At 65.4% G+C, this 13,897-nt stretch carries 11 protein-coding genes; all 11 read right to left on the minus strand.

Going from position 1 to position 13,897, the window contains the following annotated elements; translation table 11 throughout:
- Window positions 1–21 precede the first annotated feature (21 nt).
- Window positions 22–1,350, minus strand: coding sequence for an LLM class flavin-dependent oxidoreductase (locus BLS75_RS13655; protein ID WP_072451354.1), 1,329 nt, complete (start codon window positions 1,348–1,350; stop codon window positions 22–24).
- Between the two features lie 13 nt (window positions 1,351–1,363).
- A complete protein-coding gene (locus BLS75_RS13660) occupies window positions 1,364–2,791 on the minus strand; it encodes an MFS transporter (RefSeq protein ID WP_072451077.1) in 1,428 nt (475 codons plus the stop codon).
- A 129-nt stretch (window positions 2,792–2,920) separates the two neighbouring features.
- Window positions 2,921–3,670, minus strand: coding sequence for a tRNA-dependent cyclodipeptide synthase (locus BLS75_RS13665; protein ID WP_011059731.1), 750 nt, complete (start codon window positions 3,668–3,670; stop codon window positions 2,921–2,923).
- 4 nt (window positions 3,671–3,674) lie between these two features.
- On the minus strand, window positions 3,675–4,451 hold the full coding sequence (locus BLS75_RS13670) for a 2OG-Fe(II) oxygenase (protein ID WP_011059730.1): 777 nt from the start codon (window positions 4,449–4,451) through the stop codon (window positions 3,675–3,677).
- Window positions 4,452–4,743: 292 nt separating this feature from the next.
- On the minus strand, window positions 4,744–5,730 hold the full coding sequence (locus tag BLS75_RS13675) for an aliphatic sulfonate ABC transporter substrate-binding protein (RefSeq protein WP_239690666.1): 987 nt from the start codon (window positions 5,728–5,730) through the stop codon (window positions 4,744–4,746).
- A gap of 3 nt (window positions 5,731–5,733) precedes the next feature.
- Entirely contained in the window at window positions 5,734–8,202 is a 2,469-nt protein-coding gene (locus tag BLS75_RS13680; RefSeq protein ID WP_072451078.1) for a TonB-dependent receptor plug domain-containing protein, read from the minus strand.
- A gap of 25 nt (window positions 8,203–8,227) precedes the next feature.
- Window positions 8,228–8,725 (minus strand): RidA family protein, encoded by a 498-nt coding sequence (locus tag BLS75_RS13685; protein ID WP_072451079.1) that lies wholly within the window; start codon window positions 8,723–8,725, stop codon window positions 8,228–8,230.
- Window positions 8,726–8,813: 88 nt separating this feature from the next.
- The gene (locus BLS75_RS13690) at window positions 8,814–10,391 is read right to left on the minus strand and encodes a flavin monoamine oxidase family protein (protein WP_072451080.1); all 1,578 of its coding nucleotides are present in this window, start codon (window positions 10,389–10,391) and stop codon (window positions 8,814–8,816) included.
- Window positions 10,392–10,657: 266 nt separating this feature from the next.
- Entirely contained in the window at window positions 10,658–11,869 is a 1,212-nt protein-coding gene (locus tag BLS75_RS13695) for a dipeptidase (protein WP_019094807.1), read from the minus strand.
- A gap of 203 nt (window positions 11,870–12,072) precedes the next feature.
- Window positions 12,073–13,035: an ABC transporter substrate-binding protein gene (locus BLS75_RS13700; protein WP_072451081.1), complete on the minus strand. Its 963-nt coding sequence runs from the start codon at window positions 13,033–13,035 to the stop codon at window positions 12,073–12,075.
- Between the two features lie 12 nt (window positions 13,036–13,047).
- Window positions 13,048–13,857 (minus strand): class II aldolase/adducin family protein, encoded by an 810-nt coding sequence (locus BLS75_RS13705; RefSeq protein WP_015634468.1) that lies wholly within the window; start codon window positions 13,855–13,857, stop codon window positions 13,048–13,050.
- Window positions 13,858–13,897 lie beyond the last annotated feature (40 nt).

The following is a 13,897-nucleotide window of genomic DNA, read 5'->3' on the forward strand; positions in this document are numbered from 1 at the left end:
AGTAAAGACTCTTTCAGCCATTCAGCCATTGCCCCGGTGGCTGAAGAAACGGTTTTCCACCCGCGACAGCCCCAGGTGTTCGCGCAGGCTGCGGCCGGTGTAGCGCTGGCGAAACAGACCCCGGCGCTGCAGCTCGGGGGTGATCAGTTGCACGAAATCGTCGATGGCCCCCGGCAGATGGGTGAACAGCACATTGAAACCGTCGGCGGCGTATTCCTGGTACCAGGTAGCCAGCTCATCGACGATCTGCCCCGGCGTGCCCACCAGTACCTTGTGCCCGCTGGCCGACAGGCTGCGCAGCAGTTGCGCCAGGCTCGGCCGCTCCCGGCGGATCAGTTCCTGCACCAGGTGCCGGCGGCTTTTATGCCGCTCGGTGGGGGCGGCGTCCAGCAACGGCACCTGCGCATGCAGGGGCAGATGCGACAGGTCGATACCCAGGTCCAACAGGTAGGACAGGGCCTTGAGCTGTGCTTGGGGGTCCTGCAATTCCTGCAATTGCTGGTACTTCTCCTCGGCTTCGTTGAGGGTGCGGCCCACCGTGGGGGCGATGCCGGGGAAGATTTTCAACTGCCCGGCATGACGCCCGTAAGCGGGAAGCCGTTCCTTGAGTTCGCGATAGAAAGCCTTGGCCTGCTGCAGGTCGGTCTGGGCGGTGAACACCAGCTCGGCGCAGCGCGCCGCCAGCTCACAGCCCGGCCCGGACGACCCGGCCTGGGCGATCACCGGCCAGCCCTGCAATGGCCGCGGTGCATTCAACGGCCCCTGTACCTGGAAGTGCCGCCCCCGGTGCTGCAACAGGTGCATGCGCTCCGGGCGCAGCCACTGGCCGCTGGCCTTGTCCCGGGGAAAGGCGTCGTCGGCCCAGCTGTCCCACAGCCCGCTGGCCACACTGAAGAACTCCTCGGCCCGGGCGTACCGCTCGGCGTGGCTCAGGGGTTCGGGGTGGTTGAAGTTCTCGCCGCCGACCAGCCCGGTTACCAGGTTCCAGCCAGCCCGGCCCTCACTCAAGTGGTCCAGGGAGGCGAACTTGCGCGCCAGGTTGTAGGGCTCGTTGTAGGAGGTGCTGGCGGTGGCGATCAGGCCGATATGCCGGGTCACCACCGCCAGGGCCGGCAGCAGGGTCAGCGGGTCCCAGCGCAGGCTGTAGGAACTGCGGGCCAGTACCCGCGGGTCCAGGTCCCCCACCGCCACGTTGTCGTTGAGAAACAGGGCGTCGAAACAGCCCCGCTCCAGGGTTTGCGCGTAGTGCCGGTAGCGCTGGAAATTCAACGAGGCGTCGGCATCCGCCTGGGGATGGCGCCAACTGCCGCCATGGGCGCCGGAGCCGGAGAGAAAAGCCCCCAGCCCCATCTGCCCGCCGCGCTCAGCCACGGCTGGTGCCCTCCTCGGCCGTCGGCACCGGCGCCGGGGCCGTGCGCAAGAGCAGGCTCACCGAGGCCCAGACCAGCAGCGTGACCACCGCCAGAAAGCCCATCACCGCGCGGTAACCATTGAGAAAGGCGCCCTGGGCATCGTCCAGCGGCGTGGCGGAAAAGTGATGGAACAGCCCCACCCCCACCGCCAGCCCGACACCGCCACCGACGTTGTGCAAGGTCATCAGCGAGCCCATGGCCACCGAACCCACTTCCTGGGGCACCGAGGAAATCCCCAGCACCGTGGACGGCCCGAGAATGCTGGCCCACCCCAGGCCCATGACGACAAAGGCGCCCAGCAGATAAGGCAGCGAAGTCTGGCCATCGAAACCGGCCTGCAACAGCGCCGACAGCACGAACAGCAGCAGCCCGGTCTTGATCAGCAGCGCCGGCCCCTTGCGATCCACCAGGCGCCCCACCAGCGGTGACAGCAGCGCCACCCCCAGGGTGGTGGGCAGCAACAGCAGGCCGCTGGCCTGCACCGTTTCGCCGCGGATCTGCGCCAGGTACAGCGGCATGACGAAAAACGCCACGCAGTAGAACAGCGCCAGGCCGAAACTGGCCGCCACCCCGGCAACGAAACGCCGGTTGGCGAACAGCTTGAGGTCGATGATCGGCGCGGCCACCCGCCGCTCCACCGCCAGGAATGCGCCCAGGGCCAGCACCGCCAGCGCCACCAGGGCCAGGGTCAGGGGTGAGCCCCAGCCCCAGCTGCCGCCCTGGACGATCACCAGCACCAGGCTCGGCAGGCCGATCAGCAACAGCAGCGCGCCCCAACCATCCAGGCGCGCCCCGGTCTCGGCCGAACGCGACTCCTTCACGCTGAAGCTGCAAATGCCCAGGCTCAGCAGTACGAAGGGCACGTTGATGAGAAAGATCCACTGCCAGCCGAAGGCGCTGGTTATCAGCCCGCCCAACACCGGGCCGACCGCCAGCCCCACTCCATTGACCCCGAACAGCACGCCGAAGGCCCGGCCCTGCTCGGCGGTCTCGAAGGTGCTGGAGACAATCGCCCCCGAGGCGGTATAGAGCACCGCGCATGCCAGCCCCTGGGCCACCCGCGCACCGATCAGGGTATCGATCTGCCCCGCCAGCCCGGCCGCCAGGGAGGCCAGGCCGAACACCGTCAGGCCGATGAACAGCACCCGCTTGCGCCCGTGCAGGTCGGCCAGGCGCCCCACCAGCACCATGAAGCTCGACAGGGCCAGGATGAAGCCGTTGATCACCCATTGCAGGGCGTCCACCGAGGCCCCGAGGTCGGCCTGCAGGGCCGGTAACGCGGTGTTGACGATGGTGAAATCCACACAGCCGAGAAAACTGGCGATGCTCACACCGAGCAATGCCCACCATTTGCGTTGCTGTTGCGCAAAAACGCCCATGGAAACTCCTTGTCAGTCATAAAAAACGCTCTGTAGGAGCCCGCTTGCCGGCGAACAGCCCCTTGAATCCGGCATCGCCGGCAAGGGCGCTTTCGCTGGCAAGCCAGCGCCTACATTGATCGCGGCGGATCAGATGGCGATGGCGCCGCTGGTCCAGTTGGGGTGAATGGCGCCGGGCAAGGTGAAGGGAATCGGGATCCCCCGCTTCTTGAACTTCAGGGGCAGCCAGCGCACCCGGTCCGGGCTGTGGGGTTCGATCAGCAACTCGCGGCTGGTGGCCATGGCCGTGGTCATCTGCTGCGGGTAGAGCACGTAGTGGTAACCCTCGTCGGCCCACAGCGGCAGGATGATCGGGATCTCTTCCAGGATGTACTCCCGGCACTGGGCCGCCGCCCGCTCGATGTCCGCGTGTTCGTCACGCAGGCGCAGGCGCTCGGTGAACACGCCGATGGTGCTGTCGATGGCGTCGCGCAGTTCCTCGCGCTGCTGGTAGACCTGGTTCAGTTGCTGGCGCAGCTCGGCATAGCGGTCGCTGGCCAGTTCCTGGTTCCAGCGGGTGATGTGGTACGGCACCCGCAGGCCGTCGAGGATGCTCTGGTTGCGCGCCAGCCAGGCATCGCCATCGCGGATCGCCGCCGACAGCGCCTCCCCGGGGGACTTGCCGTGCTTGTTGTGGCGTTGCAGGGTATCGGCCACCACCACCTTGACGTGGCTGAAACCGGACTGGTTGATCAAGTGAATGGTGGACCGCAGCTTCTGGTCCTCGTGATATTCCTGGCCGACGCTGACCGCCAGTACCACGCGCTTGCCGTCGAATTCGTGCTCCTCGCCGCCCTTGTTGAAGTAGGCCTTGAGGTTGATTTCCTGCACCTTGCTCATGAGTTCAGCTCCAGTAGGCCAAAGGCTGGTGTTCGCCGTAGTAACCGATAAAGACCCCGAGGGTGACCCGGGTGCTGCTGGCCGAAGGGCGCACGGCGTGGATAAGCCGCGGGTTGAGGAGGATCAGGTCGCCGGGCTCGGGCTTGACCACGAAATCCGGCGGCGGCAGCAGGTGGCGTTCGATGCCGTAGGCCCGTTCGCCCTTGAGGCGGTTGTACTCCTGCTCGTCCGGCTCGATGCCCCAGATCTCCAGCTCGCCGCCATCCTCGGGGATTTCCAGGTAGATGTTGGTGGACAGCTGGGTCAGCAACTGCGGGCTGTGGCCCTCGGGGGCATTGCGTTCAAGCTTGTCGGTGTGGGGCGTGAGATCGACCCCCGAACCCTGGAAGCGGGCAATGCCGACGAAACACTTCTGCCCGTCCACCTGCAACAGGTGCGCGCCCTGCGGCCAGACTTCGTCCAGCAGCAGGCGCAGTTCGTCGATGGGCGAGGCCAGTGGCCGGAACAGATTGCGGATCTTGCGAATGTTGGGCAGGGCCAGGGCGTGGTATTCGGCCCGGCTCTGCTCATCCTGGATCTCGATATAAGCCTTGCCGACCCGGACGAACTCCTGCTGCTGGCTGAAGGCACTGCGCAGTTCCTGCTGATACAGATGATCCCGCGCCACCTGCAAGGTATCCGGTGGGCAGAAACCTTTGAGCTGAACGCCGTAAGAGCGTTTTTCCACAACATCGAGGATATGCCGCGCTTCGAGTTTGTCGGCCGTAGTGACTGTGAACATGCAAGCTCCCTTAATTCCCTGGAAGTAGCGACGAAGTACAACATCGGTAGAACGTAATAATTTGTTTCAGGGCCACCTTAGGCAGTTGCGATGGCCTTGTGAAATATCCTTTATCTCTAATATCCAAACTTAAAAATGTATCGAAAATCAGGCAAATAGCTGCCACAACAGGCACTTTAAAGGCGCTGTTAGAAGATTATTAAATTTGCTGATAGTTAAAGTAAGCGAAGGACATTATTGCTCTTTATTTATTGATAACCTCCCGAGCTTCATTAATAAAACTGCCACGCACTCATTCAACTTCATTGAATTGAGCATCCATGTAAGCTGCCGCATCGAAAGACTTCTGAATGATCCCCTCCTCGCGGTAGAGATCGGCGGTGTGCTGCACGTCCTCGACCACGGCCGGGCCGACGCCGATGCGCCGGGGCAGCGAGTAGCGATTGGAGCGTTCATGCACCTCCAACGGCAGGCCGCTGTAGCCAGCCTGGATCTTTGAAAACTCGCGCTGGTGCTGGTTGGCCCAGGCATAGGCACGGTCCAGGCGCCGGAGGAAATCGGCGATCTGTGCCGGCTTGTCACGGATCGCCTGGTCATTGGCCACCAGCAGCATGTGCCCGGCGAACAGCCCCTCGCCACTGACCAGCACCCGGGTGCCACCTTCCATCTGCACCATGCTGGTGTAGGGGTCCCAGGTCGACCAGGCATCGGCCTGGCCGTTGCTCAGCAAACTGCGGGACTCGGCCGGCTGGAGAAAGATGAACTGCGCATCCACGCCGTGCAGGCCCACCGAACGCAGGGCGGCCAGGGCCAGGAAATGGCCGATGGAGCCGCGCGTGGTGGTGATGCGCCGGCCCTTGAGGTCGGCGGCGCCCCGTAGCGGCGAGTCGTCCTTGACCAGCATCGCCACCGCCGTCGGCGTGACCTTGAGCTTGATCACCCCCACGGTCTTGATCGGCGCCCCGGCGGCGGCAGCGAACACGAACGGCGCATCCCCCAGGCTGCCGATATCCACCGCCCCGGCGGCCAGGGCCTCGGCGGTGGGCGCGGCGGCGGCGAAAGAGGCGAACTCGATGGGGTACGGCACCTGCTCCAACTCACCGGCGGCTTGCAGCAGGATCTTCAGCGACTGCTTCTGGCTGGACACCCGCAGCGCCGGCTGCGCCAGGGCATGGCTGCCGAACAGAAGCAGCGCCAGGATCGCCAGCCGCCGTCTGCTGCGCAGCCGATCGCAGCCTGCGGCAGCGGCTACAGGGTGCTCGTTCGCCTGCTTGATCATCGTTCAGAACGCCAGGCTGACGCGGCTGTAGTAGTAGCCGCCGCCCAGGCCATAGGGCGAGAACATTCCGTATTCATAGGTTCCCGCCCAGGCCTTGAGGCCGATCTTGTCCGGGTACACGTCGAACAGGTTGTTGGCGCCCACGGCCACGGTGAGGTTCTGGGTCACGTCGTAGGCCACGTCCAGGTCGGTGATCCACTTGGCGCTGTAGGTGCGATCGTTGCTCGGGATGTTCGAGCCTTCGGTGTACTCGCCAAAGCGAGTCAACTGCAGGTTGGTGGTCCAGTCGCCGACCTTGTAGTTGCCGGAGAGGATCCACTTGTCCTTGGGCGTGGATTTAGTCAGGTCGATCTGCTGCTGGCGGTCGAACAGCACATACCCCGCCCCCAGGCGCGACAGGGCCGCCGGGGTGTCCGCCAGGTCGCGGATGGTGGTCTTGTTGTGGTTGTAGGCGACGCTCCATTTCGCCGTGCCGTACTCGCCGAAGGACTGGCGGTAGTCCGCCACCAGGTCAACGCCCTTGGTCCGGGTGTCGGCAGCGTTGGTGTAGTACTGCCCGGCGAGGTTCGGCGAGAGGCCGTTCTCCACCAGGATCTGCGACACCGCCGGGCCCTTGAGGATGCCGGTCTGGAGAATGCGCTTGTCGATGTCGATCAGGTAGAAGTCGGCCGTCAGGCGCAGCCGATCGGTGGGCTCGGCGGTGAACCCCAGGCTGTAGTTGCGCGAGGTTTCCGGCTCCAGGTCCCTGGCGCCCAGGGCCACCGCTTCCGGCGAGTTGGGGCGCATCTGCTTGGTACGCACCGAGGTGGTGGTGCCACCGGCGCCGAATTCGGTGACCGTGCTGGTGGTGGAAAAGACGCTCTGGGCCAGGGACGGTGCACGGAAACCGTTGCTCACCGCGGCCCGCACCGCGTACCCGGGGAGGAACTCGTAACGGGTGGTGAGCTTGCCGCTGGTGGTGTCGCCCACCCCTAGGTTGTACTTCTCGTAGCGCGCCGCCGCGCCGACGTACCAGTTGGGGGTGATGTTCAGGCCCAGGTCGATATAGGCCGCCTCACTGTGGCGCTTGAGGCTGTAGGCATCTTCCGGGGTCGTGCCGTTGACCGAGAACAACCCCGGGTCCGGCACCACACCGGCGAAAGGCCCGGTGTTGGGGACATAGCTGCCCTGGTTGTAGGAGTTGGCCTCGCCCTCCTCCAGCGCATATTTCTCCCAGCGGTATTCCACGCCGAAGGAGGTTTCCAGCGGGCTGCTCCAGCCGATGTCCAGGGCCCGGGAGAAGTCCAGGTTGTTGGTCCACTGGTCGAACACCAGGTTGCCCAGGTGGAAGTCGTGCTGGCTGTAGGGGCCATTGGAAATGTTCAGGTTGTTGGCCGTGTCGAGCACGCCGCGATCCTTGCCGTAGGTGCTCGACAGGTCCCAGTCCCAGCCACCGAGCAGGCCCTTGGCACCACCGGCGACCTGGAAATCGGTCTCGTGGATTTCCCGCCGCGCCTGGCCGCCGTTGGGGTAAGGCGCATTGGGAATGCCCGCCAGGCTGGTGATGTCGGTGGGCTTGCGGTGCCCCAGGTCCTTGTTGCTGTTGCGGTAGCTCAGGGTCGAGAACGAGTACAGCTTGAGGTCGTCCTCCAGAGGCAGCTCGGCGTTGTAGGCCAGGCTGGTGGTGCGGTCGCGGCCCAGGCCGTACTCGGTGCCCCAGCCCTGGCGATTGCTTTCCCGGGGGTCCGGCGAGCCGTCGGCCTGCTTGAAGTACAGCTGGCCGCTGGCGGCACTGGAGCGCTCGTAGGGTTCCTGCAGTTTGGCGTCCCAGGACAGGTTGATGAAGCCGCCGTTCTCTCCCAGTTTGTTGCCCCAGTTGAAGGCTTCGTGGCCGGTGGTGCCGTCGCCGTCGTAGTACTGGCCCAGGGTGGTGTCGGAGGTCAGGCCTTCGGCATTGCGCTTGAGGATGATGTTGATCACCCCGGCGATGGCGTCGGAGCCGTACTGCGCCGCCGCGCCGTCGCGCAGCACTTCGATGCGCTCGATGGCGGCGGTGGGAATCAGGTCCAGGTCCACCGGCACCGAGGCGTTGCCGACCCGTGCGCCGTTGTTGATCAGCGCCGAATTGTGCCGGCGCTTGCCATTGATCAGCACCAGCACCTGGTCGCCGCCCAGGCCGCGCATGCTCACCCCCCGCACCAGGAACGCCGTGCCGCCGCCGTTGATGGTCGGTACGTTGAACGACGGCAGCAAGCGCCCGAGCATTTCTTTCAGGCCGTTCTGGCCGATGCTGCGCAACTGCTCGCTGTCGATCACATCGATCGGCGCCGGGCTGTCGGTCACCGTGCGTTGCTGGCTGCCGCGCACCCCGGTGACCACCACCGTGCCCAGGGTTTCGTCGGCCGCCAGCAGTTCGGCGGGCAGCGCCAGGCCCAGCAGGCCAAGGCTCAGGGGGGCCGCGCCGAAGAGGATTTTATGCAAGGAAATACTCATGACTTCAGATCCTTTGACAGGCGGCTCAGCGCGCTCGGGCGGCAACGGTTTCGACTTCGATCAAGGCGCCGGGCAGCACCAGCCCCGCCACTTGCACCGTGGTCCGGGCGGGTTTGAGCGGCTGCTTCTGGGTGCCGAAGAACTCGCGGAAGGCCACTTGCAGGCCGTCGAAATCCAGCTTGCCGCCCAGGGCCGGGTCCCCTACCAGGTAGATGCGCAGTTGCACCACGTCCCCCAGGCTCAGGCCCTGGCTGGCGAGGATCGTCTCCACCTTGCGCAGCACCACCCGGGCCTGGGCCTCGGTGTTGCCCTCGGCGTGGATCTGCTCCTTGGACGCCTTGGGGTCCACCGGGTCCGGCAGCAGCCCGGAGAGGTAGGTCACCTCGCTGTTGGCGGGCAGGGTCACCGATTGCAGGATCGGTGAATTGGGGTAGCTGGACGGCACGCGCTGGATTCCCGCGGCCCAACTGCTGCTGGCAGCGAACAACAGCCCCAGCCCTACGACGGTGTTTTTCAAAGACATGCAAAGACGCTCCCAAGGTTGTGTGTGCCAGCCTCGGAGGTCCGCTACCCGGCATGGGTTACCGCTGTTGTGTGAATGCTCGGCTTTTTCAGGCCGTTTGCTGTAGCGACGAGCCTTGCGCCCGTTGGAAAAGTTGCCGCACCACCCGACGTGCCGCGCCAGCGGCGGCTTCTTGCCAGATGCCCACGCCGCTGTGGGCCAGGCCGTCGCTGGTGAGGTAGACCCGGCCCTGGGGCTGGTTGAGCAGGCCGTAGTCCGGCTCGGCCACTTCATGGCTGATCCAGGGGCCGAAGTTGTAGGGGATCTTGCTCCAGGCAATCACCAGCGGATTGCGCAGTTCCCGGCTGTGCCCGGGGTGCAGCAGCTCCACCGCCTGACGGGAAATCTCGATCTGCTGGGCCAGGGTTTTTTCCCCGAACCGTCGGGCGGTTTCGCCGTTGTTGTAGGCCGCCACCAGCACCCCTTCGGCCTGGTTGAAACCGCCGCTGGGGTACCACAGCCCGGAGGCTTCCTGGTTGATGAACGACAGCCCGCCGTAGATCTGGTACTGGCTTTCCCAGAAGCGCCGCGACTGCCAGGCCACCTTGTTGGCGTAGCCAAACTGCACCGCGCCGATGGCCTGGCGCACCGGGGCGCTGAAGTTGTTCTGCACCTTGGCCAGCAGCGGCAGGGGCAGGCTGCTGATCACGTAGTCGGCCTTGAGGTTGTGGGTGCGGCCGGTGCGCCGGTCCAGGTAGACCACTTCGGCGCTGTCGGCCTGGTTGCTGATGGAACGCACCTCGCTGTGCAGCCGCAACTGGCCTTTCAGGCGCCGGGCAAAGGCCTGGGGAATGCGGTCCATGCCGCCCACCGGCTGGAACATGGTGGGCGAGAACTCCGGGTATTCGTCGATCATCAACGCCGTGGTCAGCGCCGGGTTGAGCAGGGTCTGCAACGGCAGCGGATCATTCTTCTGCGCCAGCTGGTCGCCGGCGCCGGGCCAGACCTTGTAGCCGGAGCGGGCCGAACCCAGGTATTCGAGCTTGTCGGAAAGATCACCCCAGGTTTTCAGGAAACTCAGCAGGTTGCTGCGATCGGCTGGTGTCAGCTCCTGATCCAGGGCATGGCGATTGACGGCCTTGGCCAGCAGCTCGGAAAAATGCCCGCGGCTGTCATTGACCGCCTGGCGGATCTGCAACGCTGGCTGGTCAAGGTCCGGACGCACCAGGGCGTTGCGGCTGGTATTGACCAGCACCTCCAGCTCCACCCCCAGCTCGCGGCAGTAGCCGAGCATCAACTGATGGTGGCTGGGCAGGCGGCCGGCCCCGGCATTGAGGTAGAACCCCTCCCCGAATTGCGCGACCTGGGTGCTGCCGTCGCTGTACTCCACCCGATCGCCACCACGCACCGTCCAGTTGCGCCCGCCGACCCGGTCCCGGGCTTCCAGCAAGGTCACCTTGAACCCGGCCTTGCTCAACTCGTAGGCGCTGACCAGGCCACCGATCCCGGCGCCGATCACCACCACGCTGGCCCCCTTGCCCAGCGCCGCCGTGGGCAGCGCCGCGTAGTTTTCCTCGAACGCTTCGGCCGTTGCGCTGGCGCCGAACAGGCCCATGACCGCACTCGCCGCCTGGACCCCGCCGACAGCGGCAATACGGGCGATCAATTGTCTTCTGGTCAGTGGCATGCAAGCGCTCCCTGCTGCGGATGGATAGTGCGTTCGGTTATAGATCGGCGACTTATGCAGTCACTTGGGTCTATGTGAAGCCATCCTAGGGGCGCTTATTTAATAAGAGAAATACATTTTAAGCATATGCAAATATTACTTTGTTTCATATTCAAGCCAAAAGATTCTGCGCTCCGCGCATAGCCCTGCGCCTAGCCGTGCCTGGCCATACTCGCCCCGCCAGGAACCGGCTTGCCAGCGAAGAAGCCCCACGGCTCGCGCCGGCATCAGCGCCCCTTCGCCGGCAAGCCGGCTCCTACGGCCTGGGCGGCGTCGAGAACGCGCAACAAGTTGCCGCCCCAGATCTTCGCCAGGTCCGCTTCGCTGTAGCCCGCCGCCAACAGGCGCTGGGTAATCCGTGGCAGTTGCGCGACATCTTCGAGCCCCTGTACCCCGCCACCGCCGTCCCAGTCGGCGCCGATGCCCACATGATCCGGGCCGACCACTTCCAGGATGTGCAGCAGGTGGCGCAGGTAATCGTCCAGGCTGGCCCTGGGCTGCGGGTAGCGGGCTTCGACCTGGCGAATGCGTTCGGCCAGGTCCGCCACCTGTTCCGGGCTCATGCTCGCCGCCAGACGGAACTCGCGGTACAACGGCCCCAGGGCCTTGTCCCGCTCGGGATTGGGCGCAAGGTTGATCAGGTCGCTGGGAAAGCTGTTGACCTGCACCACACCGCCCCTGGCCGCCAGTTGCCGCAGGCGCCGGTCATCCAGGTTGCGTGGATGGGCGGTGATTGCACGGCTGCTGGAATGGGAGGCAATGATCGGCGCCCTCGACAGCGCCAGGACCTGGTCGAACACCTGGTCCGAGGCATGGGAGACATCCAGCAATATCCCCAGGCGATTGGCCTCGGCCACCAGCTCCCGGCCCGCCGGGCTCAGGCCGCGCCACTGCGGCAGGGCGGTGGCCGAGTCGGCGAAATCGTTGTTGGCCGAGTGCACCAGGCCGAGCATGCGCAGGCCCTGGCGGTAATAGGTGTGCAAGCGTGCCGGATCGGCGGCCAGGGGCTGGGCGTTTTCCATGCTGATGAAAACCACACGCTGGCCACGGGCGACAATGGCCGGTACATCGCCAGCCGTCAGGGCCAGGGCGAAATCATCGGGGTGGGCACCCAGCAGGTCGCGGATCCGCGCCAGCACCGCCAGCCCATGTTCGCTGGCCAGGGTCCGGCCTTCGGCGGTGAGCGGCCCCTGGGGGGTGAAAATGGCCCAGAAACCGCCGTCCAGGCCGCCCTCTTTCATCCGTGGCAGATCGACCTGGGACAGGTCGTCCTGGTAGCGATGGCGCTGGGTGATGTCCCAACCGGGGCGGGCCAGTTGCATGGGGGTATCGAGGTGACTGTCGAGCACGATCAGGCGCTGGTGCAGGGCTTGGGCGGGGCTGTCGGCCAAGGCCCAGGGGCTGGCCAGCGCCAGGCACAGCAAGGTTCGGGTAAACATGCGGCCTCCTGGCCAATGAAAGAATTTCCCCCCGGATCGCAGGAGCTGGCTGGCCAGCGAAAGCGTCATCCTGGCCAGTGCAAGGCTTGAGGGCCTCTTCGCCGGCAAGCCGGCTCCTACATGGGGTGTCGGGTGTTCCGTAGGAGCTGGCTGGCCAGCGAAGGCGTCATCGCCCTTTCGCCGGCAAGCCGGCGGCTACAGGCTCAGGTCCAGTGGAAGCTGCGGTCCCACAGGCCGGATACATCCAGTTGCTGGGGCAGTACGCCGGCCTCGAAGAACAGGTCGGCCACGTCCTGCTGGGATTTCACCGCTGCGTCGTCCACCGGTTGCAGCAGGCGCGGGCCGCTCTGGGCCCGGTACTGGGCAAGGAACACTTCCCGGGGCATGCCGAGAATCTGCGCGCTCCTGGTCGCCCATTCCTCGGGGTGGCTGGCAATCCACTGCCAGGAGCGGTACTCGCGCAGGATGTAGTCGGTGATCGCCGCGTGCTTGGCCGGGTCGGCGATGCTCTGCTGGTTGGCGGCGATCACGTAGTTGCCGGACAGGTAGCCCTGGCCGGTCTTCAATACCCGGGCCCCGGCCCGCAGTTCCGCCAGCTGGATGAAGTAGCCGAAGCTGACCCAGGCATCCAGGGCACCGTTCTGGAAAGCGGCGAAACCGTCCTGCGCAGTCAACGCCATGGGCACGATATCGGCAAAACCCAGGCCCTGCTCCTTCAGCGCCTTGAGCAGAAAGTAATGGGAACTGGTGGAGCGGATATAACCGATGCGCTTGCCCTTGAGCTCGGCCACCGACTGCACCGCAGAGCCCTTGGGCACGATGAAGGCCTGGTTGTTGACGTCGCCGGTGAGCACCGCGATCAGCTTCACCGGGGCGTGGTTCTTGATCCCGAAGATCGGCGGGATCTCGCTCATCGGCGAGATGTCCAGGGTGCCGCTGACCAGGGCCTCGAAGCTCAGGTTGCCGCCGGTGAACTCAGCGTACTTGACCTTGTAGGGCGGCGGCTCGATGCCCGCCTCGGCAAAGAAGCTCGGCGCCGCCCCCTTGTAGGTGGCGACGTTCAGGGTGACCCCGGACAGGTCCACGGAGGCTCCCAGGCCCAGGCGCGGCAAGGCCGCGGCCAGACCGGCCAGGGTCGAGAGTTGAAGAAAATGACGACGCTGCATGGGCAATGGTCCTTAATCGAGAAAGTCCGGTTCTTCGCGCACGATCCGCTCGCGGTAAGGCTGGAAACTGAACCAGCCGCCAAACTCGGTGCCGACCTGGCGTGCGGTGTGGCGCGCCACCTCATGGGGAATGGGCCGCGGGGTGCCGGCAGCTTCCGCCAGCAGTTGAGTCTGGGCGGCGTTGTCCATGGCGATGAAGCGCCACACCGCCGCCTCGACGGTTTCACCCACGGTGAGCAGGCCGTGGTTCTGCAGGATCAGCGCCTTGCGCCCCGCCAGTGCGGCGGCGATCCGCGCGCCCTCGCTGGCCTCCAGCACCACCCCGGAAAAGTTGTCGAACAGCCCGTGTCTTTCATAGAAAGCGCAGGCGTCCTGGGTCAGCGGATCGAGCAAGCGCCCCAGGCTCGACCAGGCCTTGCCGTACAGCGAATGGGCATGGGCCGCGGCGACCACCTCGGGATGGGCTTCATGCAGCGCCGCATGGATGGCGAACGCCGCCAGGTTCAACGCGCCCTCGCCTTCGATCACCGCCCCTTCGGGGTTGACCAGCAACAGGTCGCGGACCCGTACATGGCCGAAATACACCCCCACCGGGTTGACCCAGAAATGGTCCGGGCGCCCCGGGTCACGCACCGTGATATGCCCGGCGCCGCCCATGTCGAACCCCAGCCGGGCGAACACCCGGAACGCCGCGGCCAGGCTCTGCTTGCGCTGCAGGCGCTCCAGCTCGACGGTGGCCTGCTGGGGCGGATGCTCCCAGCGAAAAACCGTATGGCCATCGCGGGGCAAGTCATACACCGCGGGGCGAAAATGTGCGGTCATATCCGCTCTCCTTGAAATTGTCGAAAAGGCCCGCTGGGCC

It is taken from the genome of Pseudomonas sp. NFPP12 (assembly GCF_900103205.1).
Taxonomy (GTDB): Bacteria; Pseudomonadota; Gammaproteobacteria; order Pseudomonadales; family Pseudomonadaceae; genus Aquipseudomonas; species Aquipseudomonas protegens.